Origin of the sequence: Breoghania corrubedonensis (genome assembly GCF_003053845.1) — a bacterium.
Classification (GTDB): domain Bacteria; phylum Pseudomonadota; class Alphaproteobacteria; order Rhizobiales; family Stappiaceae; genus Breoghania; species Breoghania corrubedonensis.
Window position 1 is genome coordinate 691,049 of record NZ_QAYG01000001.1, and the last position, 22,431, is coordinate 713,479.

At 63.2% G+C, this 22,431-nt stretch carries 20 protein-coding genes; 11 read left to right on the forward strand and 9 right to left on the reverse strand.

The annotated features are described in order from the left end of the window. Positions 1–45: 45 nt before the first annotated feature. Positions 46–417, forward strand: coding sequence for a RidA family protein (locus C8N35_RS03025; protein WP_107988120.1), 372 nt, complete (start codon positions 46–48; stop codon positions 415–417). 572 nt (positions 418–989) lie between these two features. On the opposite strand, the gene C8N35_RS03030 is transcribed toward C8N35_RS03025, so the two are convergent. Then, entirely contained in the window at positions 990–1,814 is an 825-nt protein-coding gene (locus C8N35_RS03030) for an alpha/beta fold hydrolase (protein WP_107988121.1), read from the reverse strand. Positions 1,815–1,830: 16 nt separating this feature from the next. Continuing rightward, on the reverse strand, positions 1,831–2,997 hold the full coding sequence (locus C8N35_RS03035; protein WP_107988122.1) for an MFS transporter: 1,167 nt from the start codon (positions 2,995–2,997) through the stop codon (positions 1,831–1,833). A 97-nt stretch (positions 2,998–3,094) separates the two neighbouring features. Between C8N35_RS03035 and C8N35_RS03040 the strand changes: the two genes are divergently transcribed. After that, entirely contained in the window at positions 3,095–3,595 is a 501-nt protein-coding gene (locus C8N35_RS03040) for a MarR family winged helix-turn-helix transcriptional regulator (RefSeq protein WP_107988123.1), read from the forward strand. A 247-nt stretch (positions 3,596–3,842) separates the two neighbouring features. Here the strand turns inward: C8N35_RS03040 and C8N35_RS03045 are convergent, their stop codons facing one another. Further along, on the reverse strand, positions 3,843–5,306 hold the full coding sequence (locus tag C8N35_RS03045; RefSeq protein WP_107988124.1) for an aminotransferase-like domain-containing protein: 1,464 nt from the start codon (positions 5,304–5,306) through the stop codon (positions 3,843–3,845). 280 nt (positions 5,307–5,586) lie between these two features. Between C8N35_RS03045 and C8N35_RS03050 the strand changes: the two genes are divergently transcribed. Next, entirely contained in the window at positions 5,587–5,982 is a 396-nt protein-coding gene (locus C8N35_RS03050; protein WP_107988125.1) for a (R)-mandelonitrile lyase, read from the forward strand. A 34-nt stretch (positions 5,983–6,016) separates the two neighbouring features. On the opposite strand, the gene C8N35_RS03055 is transcribed toward C8N35_RS03050, so the two are convergent. The 4 genes from C8N35_RS03055 to C8N35_RS03070 form a co-directional block, all read right to left on the reverse strand. Beyond that, a complete protein-coding gene (locus tag C8N35_RS03055; RefSeq protein WP_107988126.1) occupies positions 6,017–6,760 on the reverse strand; it encodes an amino acid ABC transporter ATP-binding protein in 744 nt (247 codons plus the stop codon). Continuing rightward, positions 6,738–7,427 carry an amino acid ABC transporter permease gene (locus C8N35_RS03060; protein WP_107988127.1) on the reverse strand — a complete coding sequence of 230 codons (690 nt, stop codon included), beginning with the start codon at positions 7,425–7,427 and terminating at the stop codon, positions 6,738–6,740. Before C8N35_RS03060 ends, C8N35_RS03055 begins: the two co-directional genes overlap by 23 nt. Then, positions 7,424–8,098, reverse strand: a complete 675-nt coding sequence (locus C8N35_RS03065) for an amino acid ABC transporter permease (RefSeq protein ID WP_107988128.1) — start codon at positions 8,096–8,098, stop codon at positions 7,424–7,426. Before C8N35_RS03065 ends, C8N35_RS03060 begins: the two co-directional genes overlap by 4 nt. Positions 8,099–8,268: 170 nt before the next feature. Then, the gene (locus tag C8N35_RS03070; RefSeq protein ID WP_107988129.1) at positions 8,269–9,078 is read right to left on the reverse strand and encodes a transporter substrate-binding domain-containing protein; all 810 of its coding nucleotides are present in this window, start codon (positions 9,076–9,078) and stop codon (positions 8,269–8,271) included. 194 nt (positions 9,079–9,272) lie between these two features. On the opposite strand from C8N35_RS03070, the gene C8N35_RS24465 reads away from it, so the two are divergent. The 8 genes from C8N35_RS24465 (at position 9,273) to C8N35_RS03110 (ending at position 20,467) form a co-directional block, all read left to right on the forward strand. Next, positions 9,273–9,539 (forward strand): (2Fe-2S)-binding protein, encoded by a 267-nt coding sequence (locus C8N35_RS24465; RefSeq protein WP_107988130.1) that lies wholly within the window; start codon positions 9,273–9,275, stop codon positions 9,537–9,539. Further along, entirely contained in the window at positions 9,539–10,969 is a 1,431-nt protein-coding gene (locus C8N35_RS03080) for an NAD(P)/FAD-dependent oxidoreductase (RefSeq protein WP_107988131.1), read from the forward strand. The genes C8N35_RS24465 and C8N35_RS03080 overlap by 1 nt, the downstream gene beginning before the upstream one ends. A gap of 46 nt (positions 10,970–11,015) precedes the next feature. Continuing rightward, on the forward strand, positions 11,016–12,152 hold the full coding sequence (locus C8N35_RS03085) for an NAD(P)/FAD-dependent oxidoreductase (RefSeq protein WP_107988132.1): 1,137 nt from the start codon (positions 11,016–11,018) through the stop codon (positions 12,150–12,152). Next, positions 12,149–13,090 (forward strand): dihydrodipicolinate synthase family protein, encoded by a 942-nt coding sequence (locus C8N35_RS03090; RefSeq protein ID WP_107988133.1) that lies wholly within the window; start codon positions 12,149–12,151, stop codon positions 13,088–13,090. The genes C8N35_RS03085 and C8N35_RS03090 overlap by 4 nt, the downstream gene beginning before the upstream one ends. Next, entirely contained in the window at positions 13,087–13,809 is a 723-nt protein-coding gene (locus tag C8N35_RS03095) for a GntR family transcriptional regulator (protein WP_245926639.1), read from the forward strand. Before C8N35_RS03090 ends, C8N35_RS03095 begins: the two co-directional genes overlap by 4 nt. Then, positions 13,806–15,203: a dihydropyrimidinase gene (gene hydA, locus C8N35_RS03100; RefSeq protein WP_107988134.1), complete on the forward strand. Its 1,398-nt coding sequence runs from the start codon at positions 13,806–13,808 to the stop codon at positions 15,201–15,203. The genes C8N35_RS03095 and hydA overlap by 4 nt, the downstream gene beginning before the upstream one ends. A gap of 607 nt (positions 15,204–15,810) precedes the next feature. After that, positions 15,811–18,786 (forward strand): tetratricopeptide repeat protein, encoded by a 2,976-nt coding sequence (locus tag C8N35_RS03105; protein ID WP_170122005.1) that lies wholly within the window; start codon positions 15,811–15,813, stop codon positions 18,784–18,786. 76 nt (positions 18,787–18,862) lie between these two features. Then, a complete protein-coding gene (locus C8N35_RS03110) occupies positions 18,863–20,467 on the forward strand; it encodes a B12-binding domain-containing radical SAM protein (RefSeq protein ID WP_107988136.1) in 1,605 nt (534 codons plus the stop codon). A gap of 9 nt (positions 20,468–20,476) precedes the next feature. Here the strand turns inward: C8N35_RS03110 and C8N35_RS03115 are convergent, their stop codons facing one another. Both C8N35_RS03115 and C8N35_RS03120 read right to left on the reverse strand, forming a co-directional pair. Then, positions 20,477–22,159, reverse strand: a complete 1,683-nt coding sequence (locus tag C8N35_RS03115) for a carbamoyltransferase family protein (RefSeq protein WP_107988137.1) — start codon at positions 22,157–22,159, stop codon at positions 20,477–20,479. Then, the gene (locus C8N35_RS03120) at positions 22,156–22,413 is read right to left on the reverse strand and encodes an acyl carrier protein (protein ID WP_107988138.1); all 258 of its coding nucleotides are present in this window, start codon (positions 22,411–22,413) and stop codon (positions 22,156–22,158) included. Before C8N35_RS03120 ends, C8N35_RS03115 begins: the two co-directional genes overlap by 4 nt. Positions 22,414–22,431 lie beyond the last annotated feature (18 nt).

The following is a 22,431-nucleotide window of genomic DNA, read 5'->3' on the forward strand; positions in this document are numbered from 1 at the left end:
TCGGGCAGACCTCATGACCAGACAGGTTTCGCGAAAGGATTGTCCATGAAGAAGCAGACCTTCGGCGTTCACCCCGTGGTTCCGCTTTCCGCCGCGGTCAGGGCCGGCGACTACATCCACCTTTCCGGTCAGGTGCCCTTCACCGCCGACGGCATGCTGGTCGTCGGCGATATCGAGGTCCAGACCCGGCAGGTCCTCGACAACATCGCGGCCGTTCTGAAACAGGCCGGCGCCGCGCTTGACGACGTGGTCAAGACGACGATCTGGCTGAGCGACCCGACCGACTTCCAGCGCTTCAACGCGGTCTACGGCGAATATTTCGCGCAAAATCCGCCTGCGCGCTCCTGCGTGGCCGGACGGCTGATGGTCAATGCGAAGGTGGAGGTCGAGGCGCTGGCCTACAAGCCGTTGGCGTGAGGCGGGAGCATCCCGCTGCCCGGCCTCCTTCCAGACCGGCGCTCGCCGCGCTCTCCTGCGTGGCGGCCGGCAACGGCCCGAGCATGACCGGGACCGCTTCGAACGTCGGTCGGCCAGCATGTCGGATGGGATGGCGTTCTTCTCGGGCAGGATCAGGTCGCCGAACTCGTAGAGGTGGTGTTCCCACTCGCCCGCCTCTTTCAGCCCGTTATATCTTTTGGAAAATTCCACATCGGAAAAGAGGGACTCGAATTCATCCCAGTTCTTCCAGAGGGGCGGATTGATGACGGTCGCCCCATCGAGGCTCCGGTACAATCGGCTCCAGCAGAATGTCTCGTAGACCGTGAACCCATAAAACCGCTTGGTGCTTTTCTCCCTGCGTCATCCAAAGTTTCCGAATGAGGGGGGCCTTGGATGACGCGCCGCCGCTACGCACTCACCGACCACGAATGGTCGATCCGCGGCAAGGCCGCCAAACCGGGCGGTGGTGCTGTGCGTCGATGAAATCCTCGCCGCCGTCAAACGCTTCTGTCAGAAGACAATGAACCGAAAGTCGGATTCAGGTGACAAGGTCATGATCCTACATCGGGTTCATCCATGCCCTCCCCCAAAAATTCCAGTAGAAGGGTTGAGAACCGATCCGCCGAATCCACGTTGGAGATGTGTGCGGCGCCATCAATCTCGGCGTAGCGGCCTTGTCGCGCGCTCTCGGCCATGCGGTGGCTGGTCTCGGGCGGAGACATCGCATCGAGGCTGCCAGCGATGAAAAGCGTCGGCATGGCGAGCGCGGCGATATGTTCCGTGACATCGAATGCGCCGATGCCGCGTGCCACGTGGGCGAGCGAGGTGCCGTCGGTGGTCGCCGCTATGCCGTGCCAGACCTGATAGGTCACTAAACCCACCTGCGTCGCCTGGAACGCGGGAGAGACAAGCGACGGCCAGCTTTGTTCCAACCGTTGGACCGGACCACTGGGGCGCTCGAAGATCATCGCCCAGCCTTCCGCCAGTGCGTGGAAGGTTGGTGTGTTCGTCTTGTCGAAGCTGTTGGCGACGACCAGTCGGCCGATACGGTCGGAGTGGCGGAGTGCAAGCTCCAGCGCGATCATGCCGCCCAGGGAAAGGCCGACCAGATCGACATGTTCTATATCCAGATGAGCGAGCAGAGCTTCGACATCGTCCGCCAGCGCGGCGACGCCAAAGGGTGCGGTCAGCTTGCCTGACGCGCCATGGCCCGCATGATCGGGCACGATCACCCGATAGCCCGCTTCGACCAGCGGTGAGATCTGCGGTCCCCAGGCTCGGCCTGAGTTGCTGATGCCGTGCAAAAGGAGAATGGGGCGGCCGGTGCCGAATTCGATGAAGTAATTGGTGCGGCCAGCGGAGTCGTAAAGGGCCATTGCCAGGTTCCTGTTATCAGAGGGGAAGGAAGAGACGGTCGCCGGGGCGAAAGCGCGCGGCGACGAGCGCGAGCGCAAGGCACAATCCTGCCATCAGCCACCATGCGGGGGTGAGGTCCGCCAGATTCTGACGCAACAGTCCGGCGACCAGCGGCAGCACAGCCGCGAGGATATAGCCCCCGCCCTGTACGAAGCCGGCGAGCGTGCTTGCCTGATCGGCATCCTCGCCATGATCCATCGCAACGATCAGCGAGAGCGGAAAGAGTGCCCCGATGCCTAGCCCCGCCAGCAGCGCCGCCCCCCATGCGAGCGTCAGTGGCGCGAGGCAGAGGCAAAGCATTCCCATCAGCAGCGCAGCGATCGCGGCGAACAAGACCCCCCGGCGATCCGGCGATCGATCAACCCATAGGGACACGGCAATGCCCGCGGCCACCTCCGCCAGTGTGACGGCTCCGAGCATCGCGCCGGCCGCCTCCCCGGACCAGCCGAGTTGCGTGTAGAAGGGCGGCAGCCAGGCGAGAACGAGCGTATAGGCGCCCGTGCCAAGGCCGAAGAACAGCATCAGCAACCAGGCGCGTGGTGCGCGATGGACCGGGCGGCGTTGCACGGATCCCATGATCTCTTTCGGTCCCTGCGGCACCAGAAGCCAGGCGCCCAGCCCAAGAAGAGCAGGCAGTGCCCAGATGCCCAGCGCGGTCGGCCAGCCCCAGACCTGCCCGATCCAGGCGCAGGCCATACTGGATATCAACGCTCCACCCATGATCGCGGTGGAGTAGAAGCCCATCAGGCGTCCACTGCGTGCTCCGGCCCGGCGGCGAATGGCACCCGGCATCAGCGCCTGAACGATGGCGATACCGACGCCGCCGATGACGGCGGTCAACACTAGCGCGACCGCCTGCGGCCACACCCAGCGGGCCAGACAGGCGAGGAGAACAAGCAGGACACCCAAGGCGATGCCGGCCCGCTCTCCTATCCATCCGCGCAGCCATGCCGTTCCCAGCAGGCAGATGCCCATCAACAACACCGGGACCGTGGTCAGCAGACTTGCGCCGATGTCACCAAGACCCGTGTCGCGCTGGATCGCGTCGAGCAATGGGCCGACAGAGGCCAGTGCCGGGCGCAGATTGATGCCGACGAGCAGGATTGCGGCCGGAAACAGCGTCCGGCCTGTTGTTTGGTTCATGATGGTCTCCGGGCGTTACGCCCTTGCCACGGGCCCCGCTTTTGATAATATCTCTACATAGAGATATATTATCTTGACGTCAAGATAGGTGTGCGAGATGGACAGAGCGGCGATAGCGGCGGAACAATGGGCCTGCCAACGGCCGGATATCGACACCCGTGCAATGGTGCTGCTGGGACGGTTGGGAGAAGCGGCGCTGCTGATCACGCGGGATCGGCTCAATCCGCTATTTGCAGAATTCGGTCTTCAACCCGGTGAGTTCGACGTGCTGGCGACGCTCCGGCGCAGTGGCATGCCTTATGCCTTAACGCCCACCGCGCTTTACGAAGCGGCGATGATCTCATCGGGAAGCATGACCAATCGCATTGACCGTCTGGAGAAGAGCAGACTGGTCGAACGAATGCCCAATCCGGCAGATAAGCGAGGAACATTGGTGGGGCTTACCGCCGACGGTCTGGCCTTGATCGACCGCGCGGTAGAGGCACATATCGCAAACCAGAAGCACGTCGTCAGTGGTCTGGACGAGCAAGAGCAAAAACAACTCGCCGCACTTCTCGGCAAGCTGATTCAATCCCAGCAGGACGCGGGCGGCATTTAGGGGGTACAGGGTAAGCGCGGGTCCCGGTTTCGCCGTTCCCGGCCCGTCATTCACCCCTACAGCGAATTGATTTTATCGCGTTTCATTGTTCTGGTCGCAGGCGGGTCCACCATGGGCTTTCTGCCTTGTCGGGAATGATGACGAGCCAAGCTCCGATTTCTCGCCGGCCTTTTGCAAATTCCGCAGGCGCGAGCAATCGCGTTTCTTCGCGATCGCCCTGCGTCGCCTTCTAACGGTTTATCGCCTCTCAGCCGGCGGAAATCGCGTCGACCTTTTCGCGAAGAAACGCCGTGAAGCGCGGGTCTGTGCCGTAGGCGACATTGACCCGTATGGCGGCCGCGCCCCGCGCCTTGCGATCCGGCGTGAAAACCTGGCCAGGTGCCAGGAAGATCCCGCGTTCCGACGCGCTTCGGCAGATCTCCAGTTCGTCGCTCTCGCCCGGAAACTCCGCCCAGAGATAGAAACCCGGCGTCACGGTCGGGCGTACCGTGAGGCCGGCGGTCTCCAGCGCGGCCTTCGACGCCTTGTGCGCCTCTTCCACGCGCGTCTTCAGCCGCCGCAAATGCCGCAGGTATTGCCCGCCCTGGATGAGATTGAAGACAAAACGCTCGACATAATCGGAACTCGCCACCGTCGTCAGCATCTTGAGGTTCGACAAGGACGAGATGAGCGACGGCAGGCCGGCGACATAGCCGCAGCGGAGGCTCGCCGACAATGTCTTGGAGAACGAGCCAACATAGAGAACGCGGTTGAGCTGGTCGAGCGCGGCAAGTCGCGGCAAGGTCGGAGGGACAATGTCCGCGAGCGCATCGTTCTCCACGATCAGCACGCCCCACCGCTCCGCCAGTTGCATCAGACCGAAGGCGACGGCGGGCGAGAGCGTGCTACCGGTCGGATTGTGGGCGAGCGACTGGGTGAAGAAGATCTTCGGCCTGTAGAGCGCCAGCTTGGCGGCGAGATCCTCAAGATCGGGACCGTCGGGAGCGCGCCGAATACCAATCATCCGAGCCTTGGCGAGGGTGAGCTTGCCAAACAGCGGATAATAGCCGGGATCATCGACGAAAACGGTGTCGCCCGGCTCGATCAGATGGCGGATGATCAGGTCGAGCCCGTGGTTGACGCCGTTCGTGAGAAGGAGCCCGTCCGGCTCCACCGCAATGGAACGCTCCAGCAGCATCATGCGCAGCCTGTCGCGCAAGGGACCATATCCCCAGCCGCTGCCATAGCCGAACTCGACCGCCTCCGGATTACCGGTCTTGAAGCTGGAAAAGAACCTCTTGAGCTCGGACCCCTCGGTCCACAGCGACGGTGGCCTGCCATCCCCCGGGCGCACTTCGTAATGCGGATCGAGCTGCTCGCGCAGCAGCGAGACAACATCGATCGCGGAGACGATGTGGGGTGCGGGCTGCGTCGGACGGCGGAGCTCGAACGGAGCGACGTAGTAGCCCGATCCGGGCCGCGCCTCCAGAAGCCCCTGTGCGACCAGCCGGTCATAGGCCTCGGCCATGGTGTTTTTCGAAACACCCTGCTCCCGCGCGGCCTGGCGCACGGATGGCAACCTCTCTCCGGGCTTGTAGGCGCCGGCGGACAGCAGCCCGGACACATGTTCCACGATACGGCCGGCGCGCGTTACCCGCCCGGTTTCAGGCACCGCGAGCGAGCCCCGCACCACGCCCGGTTCGCCTTTCCATTCCCCCTCCCGCCTCGGCATGGTCAAGACCGCCCCGCTTTTTCCTCTTGGACAGTCTTTGGAAATCCGCTCAAACTGTCCCTCGATTGTCCCAATGCCTTTTATGACACATCAACCGCAACGACAAACACACTGTGCGCGCGAACGCGGAATTGCCGGGTCGCGAAATCACCCGACACATGAACAATACGGATGACGATGTCTGTCCGGCCTTCATGCCCGACAATCGGCAGGCTTGCAAAAAGTGCCATCTGCCGCGAAGGCTGGGAAACGGATCACACGACAGGAACAGGAGAGAGCCATGAAGATCACCCGCCCGGGCGAAACCGCCTCGATGGCCGGCCCCACCGACTGGTTCACCGGCACCGTGCGCCTTGACCCGATGTTCGCGGCCGAGGAACCGGGTCGGGTCGCAGGCGCACATGTGACCTTCGAGCCGGGTGCACGCACCGCATGGCACACCCACCCCGCCGGCCAGACACTGATCGTCACCTTCGGGCGCGGCCGGGTGCAGCGTGAGGGCGGGCCGGTGGAGGAGATCCGGCAGGGCGACGTGGTCTGGTTTCCCGCAGGCGAGAAACACTGGCACGGGGCGAGCCCCGACGCCGCCATGAGCCACATCGCCATTCAGGAAGCCGTCGATGGCAGTGCCGTGACCTGGATGGAGAAGGTGGAAGACAAGGACTACAACGGCTGAGGTGCAATAGGGTCGGGCGCAAGGCCCGGCCCCTTCAGTGACCTACCCTGGATATCCGGCCGACAAAGTCGCGGGTGCGGTCCGTTTGCGGGTTGTCGAAAATCTGCTCCGGGGATCCGATCTCCTGCACGCGACCGTCCGCCATGAAAGCGATGCGGTGGGAGACGTCTCGCACGAAACTCATCTCGTGCGAGACGATCAGCATGGCGATATTGTCCTTGGCGAGCAGGCGGATCGTGTCGAGCACCTCGCTGACGCGCTCGGGATCAAGCGCGGAGGTCACTTCGTCGAGAAGCAGGATTTCCGGCTCCAGGCAAAGCGCGCGGGCGATGGCGACACGCTGCTGCTGGCCGCCAGAAAGCTGATCGGGATAGACGTGGAGCTTGTCGCCGAGGCCGACACGGTCGAGCAGTTCCCGTGCCTTTTCCTCCACTTGCCTGCGGTTGCGCTTCTTGATTGTGGTCGGCGCGACGGTGACGTTGCGCAGCACGGTCATGTTGCCGAAGAGATTGTATTGCTGGAACACGATGGCCAGACGATCACGGGCCGCTTTCAACGACTTGCGGTTGCTGTAGTCGACAGCTGCCCCCGCAAGGGTCACCCGTCCGCGATCAGGCTTCATCAGCCCGGTGATCACCTTCAGGAGCGTGCTCTTTCCGGATCCCGACGGACCGATCAGACTGACGACCTCTCCCTGTTCCACCGACAGATCGATGCCGTCGAGAACGCGAAGCGAGCCATAGCGGGCGCCCAGGTCATGAATGTCGAGAAAGGACAAGGCGGTTCTCCAGATAGCCCCCCAAACGGGCGAGCGGGTAGGAAACGATGAAGTACAGCGCGAGCACGACCGCGTAGACGAGGAACGCGGAATGGCCCTTCGTCGTCATGATCTTGCCGGCCTGGGTGAGTTCCAGAACGCCGACCTGCGAGGCGAGCGCGGTGTCCTTTATGAACAGGACGAAATAGCCGAAGATCGGCGGAATGACGATCGGCAGCGCCTGCGGGATGGAGACGAGGCGAAGCGTCTGAAGCGGCGTGAAGTTCATCACCGCCGCCGCTTCAAGCTGGGCGGGCTTGAGCGTTTCCAGCCCGCCGCGGATGATTTCCGAAACGAAGGCGGTGGAGATGACGGACGTGGCGATCAGCGCGATCGTCAGCGGGGCGAGATCGAACCCCAGCACCTGCGCGCCGAAGAAGAAGAGCATCAGCGTGATCAAGAAGGGCACGCGGCGCACGATCTCCACGAAGAGACCGGAAAGGATGCGCGCGGGTATAAGTGCCCGGCGCCGGCTTTGCCGCGCGATCGCCAGGACGAAACCGACGATCATGCCGATGATGCAGCCGACCGCGGAAAGCAGCAGCGTCGTCAGCGCCGCCTCCCCCCACAACAGTATATTGTAGAAGGTGAAGAGCTTCGGCAGGTCGGAAAGGAAATCCGGGCTCATAGGATACGGACCCTCGCGCGAAAGGCATAGCGGCCGACAAGAGCAAGAAGCGACGTCGCCGCCAGGGTGACGAGGACGTAGATGCCGCCGGTAAGCAGGAAGATTTCGATCGAGCGGAAGGTCGTGGAATTGATGTTGAAGGCCCGGCCGGTCAATTCCTCCACCCCGAAGATCGCCGCCATCGAGGTGCCGAGCGTCATCAGGATGTACTGGTTTGTCATGGCCGGCATGACGACCTTGAAAATGTGCGGCAGGATCACGTAGCGCAGCGTCTGAAGATGGCTCATGCCGAGCGTTTCGGCGGCATCGAGCTCCTGCTGATGGACGGAGGCGAGGCCGGCACGGAGAATTTCCGTCAGATAGCCGCCCGCGTTCAGCGTCATGCCCAGCAGCACCGCGGGGAAGGGATCCAGCAGGATGCCAACCTCCGGCAGCGCGAAGAAGATGAAATAGATCTGCACGAGCTGCGGCGTGTTCGTGAAAAAGGTCACATACCAGCGTGCAAGCCGTGACAACCAGCGACCGCCGCGCAGCCGCATGATCGCGCCGACCATGCCGATGACCATGCCGCCGGCAAATGCCATCACGCTGAGCTCGAGGCTGATCAGCGCTCCCCATAAAAGATAGGGGATCTCGGGCGTGACCTGTCCGAAATGCAAAGTGTAGTGCATCGAAGCGGGTTCTCTCTGAGCTCTTGCGCCAAACGATCGGTTTCCGCTGACGCGCCTTGCGGCTTTTCGCGTGCGTCGGCGGTATGGGCGGGGGTGCAAAACCGGCACAGGCCGGCGAGCCGCCCCGCCTGGTGGACAGGCGGGGCGGTCAGGATTGATGCGCCTTGCGCTCAGAAGTAGGGCTGGGCCGGGATCTTGTAGACCATGTCCATGCCGAACCACTTCTTGTAGCTCTCGTCCATGAAGCCGCTCGTCTGCAGGCTGTAGATGGCTGTGTTCAGCCAGGACTTCAGCGCCGTATTGCCCTGCGCGATGCCGATGCAGTCGTAGTCGACGCTGGCGCTGGGGTCGGACAGAACCTTGGTCTTCTTGTCGTAGTTGGCGGTGTACTTGCCGATATAGTCGACCACATCGACGATCGCGTCACCCCGACCCTGGAACAGCGCCTTCACAGCATCGGGATAGTTGTCGAACAGCATCACCTTCGCGTCGGGCAGGTGCGTCTTGACGAATTCGACCGGAGTGGTGCCACGCACCTCGATCAGCTTCACATCCGCCGAATTGAGATCCGCCAGCGACTTGAAGGGCTTGTCGGCAAGCGTCAGTGCGCTGAGTGCCTCGGTCTGGATCGGCAGCGTGAAGTCGATGACCTTGGCGCGCGCCGGAGTGCGCGTCAGGGCTCCCAGAACGATGTCCGCCTTGCCGGTCGCCAGAAACGGCACACGGTCGGCCGAGGTGACCTCCACGAACTTCACGTCGACGCCGAGAAGCTCGCCCAGCTTGTGCGCCACGTCGACGTCGAATCCCTCGATTTCATTCTTGTCGTTGTATTGGCCGAGCGGCGGCAGATTCGGGTTGATGCCGACCGTGATCGTGCCGCCGGAGAGGATATCGTCCAGCGACTTCGCAGTTGCCGATTGAGCGGAAAACGCCATCAGCGCCACGCCCGCGACCGTACACAGAGACTTGAGAAGGTTCATTTTCGCGTCCTTGATTTCTGTTCCCTCGCGCCTTGGAAAGCGCGTGACCGAGCTTGCCTGTCGGCTTTCAACGGTGTACGTTTCGTATACCGTTCGTAGACAAAAGAACCATCCAAGTGAGCAATTGTCAATCGTCAGACCGAGACGAAATTTCATCTGAACCCTCGAATTCGCGCGGTTCCAGCGACCTCCGCATGCCCGGCGTGCAACGGGGAGGGCGCGTCCGATTCACCTTCGACGGGGAACTGGTGGAAGCGTTTTGCGGGGAAAGCATTGCGGCCGCAGCCTTGGCTAGCGGCATCCGCATCCTGCGCAGCGCGCCGGGTTCGAATGACCCGCGAGGCACGTTCTGCTGGATGGGAAGCTGTCAGGAATGCGTCGTGGTCGTCGATGGCGTCCGACGGCCAGCCTGCCGCACTCCCGTCCATGAAGGGCTCGTCGTGACATCGGGGACGATCTGATGGCAGCCACCTGTGACGTGATCGTCGTGGGCGCGGGGCCCGCCGGTGCGGAAGCCGCCATGGAATGCGCCCGCCATGGGCTCGACGTGGTGCTGATCGACGAGGCGCCGGATGCCGGCGGCCAGGTCTATCGCGCCACGCCGAAGGGGTTTCGCACCCAAGGCCCACGCGAACCCGAGGCGGAAATAGGCGACGATCTGCGCAAGCGTCTGGCGGACAGCTCCGTGCGGTGCCGCTTCGACACGCTGTTGTGGTCGATTGCGCCCGGTTATCGCGCCGATCTGCTCGGCCCCGACGGGCCATCGAGCGAAGAGGCTCCCATCGTCGTCATCGCGAACGGCGCGCGCGAGCGGGTCGTTCCCTTCCCCGGCTGGACCTTGCCGGGCGTCATCGGTCTCGCCGGTGCGACCGTGATGCTGAAATCGCAGAAAGTGCTGCCCGGCCGGCAAACGCTGGTCGCGGGTGCCGGGCCTCTCCTTCTCGCCGTTGCCACAACCCTTCGAAAAGCTGGAGGCGAGGTCGCCGGCGTCATCGACCTCGCCTCGCGGCGTGAATGGCTGGCGACCGTTCCCGCGACCATTTCGCGGCCCGACCTTCTGGCGCGCGGCATCGGCTGGACCTCGCGCCTCACCCTTGCCGGCGTCCCGATGCGCTATCGCCAGGCGATCCGCCGGATCGAGCAGGCCGAAGCGGGCAAGCTGCGCGCTTTCGTCGGTCCCGTGTATGCCACCGGCGCACCGGTTGCGGGCACTGTTCGCGAATTCGTGGTCGATGCGGTCGCCGTCGGCAATGGCCTGGCGCCCGCGAGCGAGGTCACGCGCCTGCTGCGTGCCGAACATGTCTACGACACGGTCCAGAAGGCCTGGGTGCCTCAGCTCGACGAGGATTTCCGGACGTCCCTGCCCGGCCTCTTCGTCGTGGGCGACGGAGCGGGCATCAGTGGCGCGGCCGCCGCCGCGATCGACGGACGGCGTGTCGGCCTCAGCATCGCCTTCGATGCCGATCGGCTTTCCGCAGATAATTACCGCGCGCAAAAGCGGACGCTATCGACCGGCGCGAAAAAGGCCCGGCGTTTCGGACAGGCGATGGCGCGGCTGATGGCACCGCGTTCAGGCCAGATCGCGGCCATTGCCGCCGATGCGGTGGTCTGCCGGTGCGAAGACGTTACCCGGGCGGAGCTCGATGCGGCCGTGGCAGACGGGGCAACCTCGCCCAATCAGGTCAAGGCCTGGACGCGTTGCGGCATGGGCCCCTGCCAGGGGCGCACCTGCGGCGACATCGCCTCTGCGCTGGCTGCCGCAGCACTTGGCCAGGAGGCACCGCCCGCCCCCATGACCGGCCGCTCCCCGCTGCGTCCATTACCGCTCGGCGTTCTTGCCGGCGACATCGACTACGACGATCTCGAACTCCCGCCCCCGGCCCCGCTATGACCCCTCCGGTGACCGCCCAAGCCTCGAACCAGACCTTGTGAACCGCATGTCGAAGTCTCTTCCCCTTGATGCTGCAATCATCGGCGCGGGCGCCATGGGCGCCACGGTCGCCCTGCATCTGGCGCGCAGCGGCATGCGAGTGGCGCTCATCGATCGTGGCGAGATCTGCCGCGAGGCCTCCGGCGTCAATGCCGGCACGCTGACGCTGCACATGACGCGGGCGGCGCTCGTTCCCTACGCCATGAAAGGACGCGAGCTCTGGCTCAATGCCCCCAACTGGCTGGGTATGGACGTCGGCGCGCGCTCCGCCCCCGGCTTTTCGCTCGCCTTCACGCGTGAAGAGCTGGAGATGGTCGAAAAGCGCGCCGAAGCTCGTGCAGCCATGGGCGCACCCATCGAACTCGTAACGCCGAAGCGCGCCTGCGAAATCGATCCGGGACTGAACCCGTCGATGATCGCCGCGGCCTTCTGCGAACTCGACGGCCATGTCACCGCCTACATGACCGGCCGAGCCTACCGGCGCGCCCTTCTGGCGACCGGGGCGATGATCATGGAAAACAGCCCCGTGACAGCGCTCGACCGAGAGGATGGCCTCCACGTCATCCGTATCGACGGCGGCGCCCCCGTCAGAGCGAAACGGCTGGTTCTCGCGGGCGGTGTCTGGCTTGAACCCATGCTTGCCTGGCTCGGCCTGAAGGTTCCGGTCAAGACGCTGATCAACCAGCTGGTTGTGACCGAGCGCATGCGACCGGTCATGCGCTCGGTGGTCGGCATCGCCAACGGGCTCCTCTCGCTCAAGCAGTTCGAAAACGGAACGGTGCTGATCGGCGGCGGCTGGCAGGGCAACGGCGACCGGGTGCGCGGCGGGGTGGAGACGATCCCGAAGAACCTGATCGGCAACATCCAGCTTGCCCGTCACGCCATTCCCGCGCTCGGCGAGACCCGGGTCAATCGCGTCTGGCTGGGGCTGGAATCGGAAACGGCGGATGCGCTGCCGATGATCGGCGAGATCCCGGGCCACGAGGAAGCCTATGTGATCGGCTGCGTCCATTCCGGCTACACCAGCGCGCCCTACATGGGCCGGCTCCTCGCCGACCGGATACTCGGCCGCGAACCGGAGATGCCGCTGTTCGGCCCGGCCCGCCTTATTCAAAAAGACAAGAACATGGAGTTGAGCGCGTGACCCCCGCAGGAGAACATCCCTATCGCGGCATCTACGCCGCCACGCTGACGCCGTTTCTTTCCGACGGACAGATCGATGAAGACGCGTTGCGCGCGCATTTTCTGAGCGTGACGGCCGAACCGGGCATCGTCGGTGTCCTGTGCAACGGTCACGCTGGCGAATGCTTCCTGCTGAGCCGCGAGGAACGGCGCAGGGTTACGGAAATCGCGGCTGAAACCATAGGCGCGACGCATATCATCGTTTGCGGCATCCTCGCCGAAGCGACACAGGAGGCGGCCGCACAGGCGGGCGATGCGGCACAGGCGGGCGCGGATGTCGCGCTGGTCTTTCCGCCTTTCTCCTGGGCACTGTCGCAGGACGACAGCATGGCCGTGACCCACCACGACACGATCGCGAAGGCCTCGGGCCTGCCGCTGATGATCTATCAGGCCGGCGTTTCCTCCAAACTCGCCTACACGCCCGAGGTTCTGGCAAGTCTTGCCGTGCTGCCCGGCGTGGTCGGCATCAAGGAGGGAAGCTGGGAGAGCAACACGTATGAGCGCAACCGCCGCCTCGTGGCGGAACTGGCTCCGCATGTGGAGGTCATGGCATCGGGAGACGAGCATTTGCTGTCCTGCTTCGTACAGGGTAGCACTGGCAGTATTGTCAGTCTCGCCGCCATCATGCCGGCCGACATCGTCGCGCTCGACAGGGCCGTGCAGACATCAGATCTGAAGACGGCCATCGAGATCCACCGCCGTATCCAGCCACTCGCCAACGCTATCTACGGCCTGGCACCCTCGGGACACGCGACGGCGCGTTTGAAGATGGCGATGGAATTGCTCGGCCGGTGGAAGAACGGGGCCGCCCGTCCGCCGATCACGGCCTTGAAAGAGGAGGAAATGAACATGTTGCGCAATGCTCTGGACGGAGCCGGCCTGTTACCGGCGGTATCGTGACCGTGGAGACGGGAACGCCAGAGGGGGCGGGAGGCCTTCAAGCTTTCGACCTGCAGCCGGAGAGTTCTCTGGCGGAACGTGCCTACGAGCAGCTCGCACAGCTGATCCTGACCAAGGCGCTGCCCGGCGGCAGCTCCGTGGTGGAAGGACGACTCGCCAAGCAGCTGGACATTTCGCGCACCCCGATGCGCGAGGCGATCCTGCGGCTTGCGGCGGAAGGACTGCTGGTCAAGCAGGGCTCTCGATCCTTCGCGGTCAGGAAGGTCCAGCCGGTGGAGTTCTTCCAAGCCCTGAAGCTGCGCGAACTGATCGAGGCGGAAGCGGTCGAGCTGGCGATCGGCAAGGTCGCGGCCGAGGACATCGAGGACCTGCGCGCGGAAATCATCCGTCTGGGGCAGCGCGATGCGCAGGAAACAGCTCACTGGGAGCTTGACGACCGCCTCCATATGCTTTTCCCCGCGGCCCTCGGCAATGCGGTCATGATCCGGGTGCTCACCAACCTGCGCATCTCGACGCGGCTGTTCGAACTGTCGAGCGCCGCCGGCCGCGTTTCGGCCGACGCGACAGAACACCTCGCCATTCTGGAGGCATTCGAAAAGGGCGACGCCCGCCGCGCCCGGGCGGCGATGGTCACCCACCTTCGCAACGTGGCGGCGGAAACCCTCGATATCGTCAGCGGCCGCGATCCGGGCGGCCCGAAACGGAGAAGCGTGAAATGAGTGAATACGATCTGCTCATCAAGGGCGGCACCGTTGTCACCGGCGTCGACGTCATTGCCTGCGACGTGGGGATCAACGGCGAGCAAATCGCGGCGATCGGTACGAATCTCACAGGCGCGCGAACCATTGATGCATCGGGTCTTCTCGTCATGCCCGGCGGTGTCGACAGCCATTGCCACATCGAACAGCTCGAGCCGGACGGTTCCATCCACGAGGAAAGCTTCGGCACGGCGGCACGCTCCGCGTTTGCCGGCGGCACCACGACCGTCATTCCGTTCGCCCCGCAGTTCAAGGGCGAGCCGATCGGCGCGCATCTGCCGGACTATCGCGCGCGCGCTCAAAAGTCGCCGATCGACTATTCGCTGCACCAGATGGTCACTGATCCGAGTGAAGCCGTTGTCTTTAACGAACTGCCCGCGATCGCGGCCGGTGGCGTCGGCAGCTTCAAGGTGTTTCTCACCTACGATCCGCTGCATGTCGATGACGGACAATACATATCGGTGCTGGAGGCGGCGAAGCGCGCGGGCGCCGTCGTCTGTGTGCACTGTGAGAATTACGAGGCGATCCGCTGGCGTTCCGAGCAGCTTCTGAAGGATGGCAAGACCCAGCCCGCCGCCCATGCCTGGTCGCGCCCGAAGGTGGTGGAACGCGAAGCGACCTACCGCGCCATCGCCCTCGCGGAGCTGGTCGACACACCGATCCATATCTTCCATGTCTCCTGTGCCGAGGTGGCCGAAGAGATCGCCCGCGCCCAGGCCCGTGGCGTCAAGGTGACGGCGGAGACCTGTCCGCAATATCTCGTTCTTTCCGGCTCCGACATGGATCGTCCGGGCAAGGAAGGCGCGAAGTACATGTGCAGCCCGAGCCCGCGCGAGGCGGCCGATCATGCCGGCCTGTGGGCGATGATCCGACGGGGCGTTCTCGACGTTCTGTCGTCGGATCATTGCGGCTACAGCTTTGCCGGCGACAAGGGCAAATGGCTGAACGGCCCGGATGTCGACTTCACCAGGATACCGAACGGCATCCCCGGCCTTGCCGCCCGGCTGCCGCTGATCTTCAGTGAGGGTGTCGTGAAAGGCGAGATCGATCTTCCGACCTTTGTCCGCCTGACGGCCACCAACCCGGCCAAGCGCTTCGGTCTTCATCCGCGCAAGGGCACGATCGCACCGGGTGCCGACGCCGACCTCGTGCTGTGGGATCGGGAACGCAAGGTATCGATCACCAATGCGCGGATGCAGCACACGATCGACTACACGCCCTATGAGGGAATCGAGGTGACCGGCTGGCCGGTGAAGACGATCGCCCGCGGCCGCGTGGTGATGGAAGACGACGAGGTCACAACCGAGGACGGCCGGGGGCTCTTCCTGAAGAGCGCCCGCACCAGCGCGAACTGAAAGCCCGATTTCCAGTTTACGCCTGCGCGGCGATATGGCCGTGTCGCCGCGCAGTTACCGCCATGAGCCAAGAGGCGCACATCGCTTGCGGATGAGGCCCGCGCATTCAGCTTGCGCCCCACCATCAAAAGAAATGTCTTTACTTTCTATATAGGCACATCCATGCCCGAATATGCAATATCTACGGAATTTCCGTCAGTTTTATTAAAAATAATAATGTATATAAATTTTTATACTCGAATTTAACTAGAATAAACACGCTCCAGAGGCCAAGATCCGCGATAACATATCCTTCATACACTATGACCCTATAGCCCTCGCCACACGCTCCGACATGAACTATCCTGCACGTGACTATTTTCATTTACGAATGTCGTGATAATTCCCTTTCGTTATGGTGCCCTAAGGAGCAAAGCGAAATGCTCTCAGGGCCAAAACCGCATTGCATCGTTTTCGGAACCTCCGCACTCATTGGCGAACCTGTATTGCGAGAAACGTTGATCACTCAGCACCCGTAATGAACTCAGAAAACCAGACTTTACCTGACAGTCCTGCTTCAGAACCAGCGTCCGGCGGCACTTGCCTAGAGGAGGTTCTGTCCGAAGGTGTGGCCCATCGAGAAGAGGGCAGAATCGCGGAGAGCGTTCATCTTCTGTCCATGGCACGCGACAAGTTTCCAGATGCGATAGCCGCGATGTACGAGCTGTCGATTTCCCTGCGCCTTGCCGGTCAGTGTGACGAGAGCCTGGCGCTGAACCGGGCCGCTTTGAAAATCGATCCCGACCACCGGCCTTCGTTGCTTGCCTGTATCGAAACCAATCTTCAGCACGGAAGAACGGAAGCGGCGCTGCAGGCGGCACAAGACGCGCTGGAAAAGCGGCCGGAAGACACGCAGTTCCTTATCAAGAAAGGTGCGGCGCTTCGAAGAACGGGACGCAGCGAGCAAAGCGTCCGGCATCTCGACGCGTTGCGCGCCCGCGCGCCTGAAAACCTCGCGTTGCTGGTCGAACTTGCCATTTCACTGAGGGACGCGGGCGATGAGGACGCAAGTCTCGCGGTCTGCGAACAGGCGCTGGCACTCCACCCGACGCACAGGAATGCGCTGCGCGCTCGAATTGACACCCTCCTGCATTTTCACAGGCTCAAGGGGGCCCTTGCCGCGATCGACAATGCCGGTGACACTTTTGCGAGGGATATCGGGCTTCAGCTGAGACGGGGAAGATTGCTGCAGCAAATCGGCCGATTCGATGAAAGCTCCCGGAGCCTTGCGGCATTGCTTGAGCGGCTGGAGCCGGACGATCCGCAGCGTGACAGGGTCGAACTGGAGCGGGCCCGCGCCCTGCTCGGCGAAGGGGACTGCGCGGCGAGCCTCGCTCTGACAACGCGCATACTGAACAAGCAGCCCCGCAATCTGGCGGCCTGGCTTCACCGCATCGATACGCAGGCCCACGTTCTCCAACTGGACGATGCGTTGACATCCGCAGATGACGCCTTGGCGGCGCTTCCCGCAAACGACGCCTTGTTGCTCAAGAAGGCAACGCTTCTGCGGCAGGCCGGTTGGCTTGTCGAAAGTGACCGGCTGCTCAGGTCCATCGCCAGCGACACGCCGCAGTTGCAGCTCGCCCGGATCGAGAGCGCGCTCGCGCTCGGCCGGATCGATACGGCAAGGTCGGCCCTTCAGGCGCTATGGGATCGCGGAGACCAGACAGCCAGGATCGCACTTGACCTGATCAGGACCCTGAGAATGGAGGGAGACCTCACGCAGGCGCGGATATTCGCCGAGACAGCGGTTGGTGTCCTTCCCGATGCCCCAACGCCTCTCACGACATTGCTCGACCTGTGCCTGGAAATGAATGACCGCGAAACCGCGGACCGGCTCTTGGAAGAGATGCCGCCAGGCATGCGCGACAAACCGGCGTTGCGTCAGCTTCTGGCCAAGATCGCGCTTAGGGACGAAGACTTCGAAGGTGCGGCGACGTCGCATATCGAAGCGGCCGGGGATGCGAGCGTTCCCACAATCGAATTCAACGCGGCGCTTGCCGTCGCGCGAAGCGCGATCACCGAGCGCGATACGGTGCAATCGATCTTTGGCCGGCTCGAGGGGCTGCTCGATCGCAAGGCGGCGTCCCTCCCGCCCTTCACGATCTCGATGCTGAGAGCGAGGATGCTCGCCGCCGCCGGCGACTGGAAAAAGCTTCATCCGCTGGTTACCAGCCTTGAAAAGGAACAGCCGAGGTTGCTCGAACTCACATTGCTCAGGGCCCGAGCGGCCTTCGAGCTTGCAAGGTTCGACGAAGCGGGTGCGGCGGTCGCGCGGGTTCTGGAAAACAACCCTCTGGATGCACCCGCCGCACGGCTGCGGAACGCACTTCTCCTGCTGCAAGGCAAGATCGAGCAGTATTTCGAAATCAATATCGCACGCGCGGCAAACCCCGCCGCAATGACCGAAACCGACTATGTCGAGCTCGTCAAGAACCTGCTCATGGCAGGCAGAAACGATCGCGCGGCCGACCTTCTGAAATACCCGCCACGCCACTTTAGAAATAGCGAAAGGATCGGATTTCAGAGGCAGCTCATGACCGGAGATTCGACTTTCGCGGAACCGGATCGCGAACGCGTCACGCAGGAACCGGATATCGCGACAATACCCGGCAAGACGCTCGCGAGATTGCTCGATTTCAACGACGAAACGGCATTGGCCGGCGATGTCCTCATTCCGTCCTTGTGGATCGCCTGGATGATGCGCAGCGACGCGAAAGAGAGCTTTGACGACTGGCGCCGTGTCGCGCTTGCCGCCGACCACGTCTACGAAGCGATCAGACAGAAGCCACGCTTCGGGGCCCCGCCCCGCGAGGTGCTGCACGACACGGACTACGCAGAACTCGGGGAGCGGATGCGAAACAGGCTGCCGACGCTCATCGTGACGAGCCATTCCGGCCCGGCGATGCTCTCGTTGATGCTGGAGCGGTTTGAAACCATCCGCTATTTCGTCCAGCCGTTCCAGAAGGACTGGATCCACTCCATCAAGGCCAATACGATCCGCTTTGCGGGCCACAAGAACGACACCGCGGTCGAGATCGTCCGGAACCTCAGGCAAGGCAACAGCATCTATTCGCTGCCGGACCTGCCCGTCAGCATTGTCAAGATGCACGATCCCAGCACGATGGCGGTTGGGACGCTTTTCGGCCAGCCCTACCCCATCCTGGACACGTTTCCCAAGATCAGCCGTGCGATGCGGATACCCAGCTTCTGGGTGCAACCGGTCTGGCGCGAAGGAAAAATCCACATCGACATCGAGCGCTTGCCGATGGCGGAGCCGGGCGAAGCGGAAGATGTATGGTGCGCGCGCTGGGCGCAAAGCTATCTCGACCGCGTGGAGGCGTTGTTGGCATCAGGTCCGGAGAACCAATCGCTCCGCCTTCCTGTGTGGCGCTATTTCCTGCTGAAAGGCCTTGGCCCGGCCGCCATCCGGCATGCGGAAGAATCCATGAAAAGACTTGACCCTGCGGACAGGAACCCTGCACGCTGGATAGACCACATAAAAAACTGGGCAAGCGGTGTGGGCATACTCAACAGACGTTGAGTGCCCCACATTCCCCAAAGAAGAACGTGAAGATGGTCTGCCGCGTCGTTCCTCAGTCACCAGACGGAGATGCCAAGTGAAGTTCCTTCTCGTTGCACCCCGCTATGAAACCGACAACGAGCAGGTCAGTCCACTGAATGCGTTCGACGCCTCGATCGGCGGCTACGAGATGAACCCTTCCACCGCCATCGCGACGATCGCGGCCATGGCTCCGGCAGGCATCGACGTGGAGCTGTGCAACGAGGTTACGCAGCCGCTCGACTTCGATAGCGACGCCGATTTCATCGGCGTCACCGCGAATGTCGGCCAGGCGAAACGCGCGCTTTGGATCGCTGACGAATTCCGTTCGCGCGGCAAGCCTGTCGTGATGGGCGGGCCGCATGTCACGCTCGCGCCGGAGGTCTTCCGCGATCATTGCGACTGTATGTTCACCGGCGAGCTGGAGGCCGTCGCGGATCGTTTCTTCGCGGACATGGCCACAGGCACCTTGAAGCCGCACTACAACGGGCCGGGCATCGATTTGACGGCCTCGCCCGCGCCGCGCTGGGACCTCTATCCCACCGACAGGCTCGCCACCGGCATCGTCCAGACGAGCCGCGGCTGCCCCTTCACCTGTAATTTCTGCGATGTGATCCAGTATCTGGGCAATCGTCAGCGCTACAAGTCGGTCGGCCAGGTCATGGACGAGATTCGCCAGCTCTATGACCTGGGCTTCGCCTCCATCATGATCACCGACGACAACTTCTCGGCCAACCGCAAGAAATCAACCGAGATCCTCGCGGCGATCGAGGAGTGGAACGGGGCCGAGGGACGCGACTTCGTGACCTTCCAGACCCAGCTTTCCGTCAACATGACGAAGCACGAGAGCATGCTGTCAGCCTGCTATCGTGCGGGCCTTCTGACGGCCTACATGGGTATCGAATCGGACGATCCCGCAGCGCTCGACGAGTGCGACAAGCGGCCGAACAAGGGATTCGATCTCATCCGCCAGTGCGAGACCTCCATCAAGGCCGGCGTACGCGTCGAAGCGGCCTTCATCGTCGGCTTCGACAGCGACAACCTCTCCGCCTTCGAACGTCAGTTCAGGTTCGCCATGGCCCTGCCGATCGGAACGCCGCGCATCAGCCCGCTCGTCGCCCCGATCAGCACGCCGCTGTTCGACGACATGCGCGCCGCCGGCCGCCTCATCAACGACGATTCCTTCGGTCCCTGCCATTTCACTTCGAACTTCCAGCCGGCACAGATGTCGCGTGCGGAGCTTTATATCGGCTTGCGGTGGCTGATAAGCAGCCTCTACCATCCGGACAACTTCTTCTTCCGCGTGGAGCGGTTGGCCGACATGCTGGCCCCACCGCCCTGGATCGCGCGCGGACTGAAGCAGAAGCGCGCGCCGCGCCCCGCGGTCGCGCGCATGACATCGGCGCTGCTGAAGGAAGCGATGATGATGGACTGGGATGTGCGGGCGCTGATCGACCGCACTCTCGAACTCGCCCGCACACGACCGGAAAACGGCTGGGCTATCAGCGAGATCCTGTTCCGTTACCTCGCCATTCTGTCCAACCTGACGAAGACCGGAATGTTTGACATGACATGGGGCGAGATGGCCGCGCCGCCGTTCGAGCGTGGTTACAGCGACCATCGGCTGGAAAGCATCAGGCGCGAGGAAGCGCTCGCCGCGTAATACCAGCGCTCACGGTTTCTCGACCAGGTAGTCTTCGCAAAGCACGCCATCGAGGCCGGTGGTCGCGAGGATGGCCAGCGCATCTTCCACCGAATGCGCGATCGGCTTGCCCATGACATTCAGGCTCGTATTGAGAGCGACGGGCACGCCGGTCGTCTGGCGCAAGGAATCGAGAAGCGCGCTCATCCACGGCTGACTGTCCGGCGAGACCGTCTGCAACCGTCCCGTGCCGTCTGCATGAACGACAGAGGGCACCCGCACCTGCACGGTGGAGCGCCAGGGCAGCGTGATCGACATGTAGGGCGAGGGTTGCGGACGTTCGAACCAGTCGCCGACCTCCGCTTCCAGCACGACGGGGGCGAGCGGGCGATAGGGCTCGCGCCCCTTGATCTCGGCGTTGATGCGATCCTTGATCTCGGGCCGCGTCGGATCGGCGAGGATGGAGCGATGGCCGAGCGCGCGGGGCCCGAATTCCGCCGGCCCGCGCATGACGCCGATCACCCGCCCCTCGGCGAGCCGGCCGGCGACCGCGGCCGCAGAGCGGCCCGAAACATCCGTGACCGACAGGCCGTTTGCGGCATGCGCCATCTTGCGTTCGATCGCCCTGTCGGGAACTGTCCCCAGAAAGGGCGAGGCGTCGGGACTTGCGGGTACGCCCGCCACACCACGATCCTGCATGAAGGCGAGCAGCGCGGCACCGATGGCGTTGCCGTCGTCGGCCGGACACGGCGCGATATGCACGCGCTCGAAGCCGAGCCGGCCCGCGATCGTGCCGTTATAGGAGGAATTGAGTGCGCAGCCGCCCGTCAGCAAAAGGTCGGGCACGCCATCTTCGCGCACATCCGCGATCACGCGGTCGGCGAGCGCGGCGTATACCGCCTGCCCCGTCGCGGCAAGATCGGCAGCCTTCATGATCGGCTCTGCAGGCATGCGTGCGTGGGCCCGCGTCAGCGCATCGATCGCGGCAATCGTTTCGTTGTCCGCAAACTTCAGGCGCCCGTGATCGACCAAGAGAAGCCGGGTCATCTCGCCTTGCAGCTCGGGCAGAATCGAACCATAGGCGGCAAGCCCCATGACCTTCCATTCCTCGCCAAGCCGCCAGTCGAAGCCGCAATGAAAGGTCAGCCAGGCATAGAAGGTTCCCAGACTGCCGGGGCCCCAGCCACGCCATTTGCGCTTCAGTTCGCGCGATGACATGGAGAACAGCGAGGCCGCGCCCACCTCCCCCTCGCCATCGAGCACGAGGCAGACCGCATCATCAACAGGCGCGAAATAGGCCGTTGCGGCGGCATGGCAGTGATGATGGTCGAAGTGGAGCGTTTCCCGTCGCCCATCCTCCACGCCGAGACGCAGCAGATTGGCGCCTGCGCTCGCCTGAAGGCCGGCCTGAAGGCCCCGCATCCAGATCGTGTCGGAGGCTGGCAGCATGGCGTCGTGGACGACGATATCGAGCGACGCCTTGACCGCTTTCCAGCTCGTCGCGACCACGAAACGATCGCGTTCGGGATCCGCACCGCAAGCTTTCAGCGCATGTTCCAGGTGCGTGACGTGATCGGGCGCTATCCCCCAGGCGCGTTTGTCCTGAACGAAGCGTTCCGTCGCCTCGGCAAACCGGATCTGCCCGGCTTCATCGGCGATCGCCAGGGCAGGATCATGACCTGAAGTGGACAGTCCGAGATACCACGTGGTCACTGAGCCGCGATCCGTTCGTCGATAAGCCCCAGGAAACTGTCGAGCGTGTCATGTTCGAAGATGGAAGCAGGGTCGAGCTCGATGTCGAACTTGTCCTCCACCTCGCCGCACAAAAGAACCGCATCGATCGATTGCAGACCCATATCGACGAAAACGGACGAACCGGTGATCATCGACGGATCCCGCTTGGTGATCTCGGCGAGCCGCTGGGTCAGGAATGCGGCGACCTCGCCGCGTTTTGTGTTTTCTGTCATTCGCTTTTTCTGTGCCAG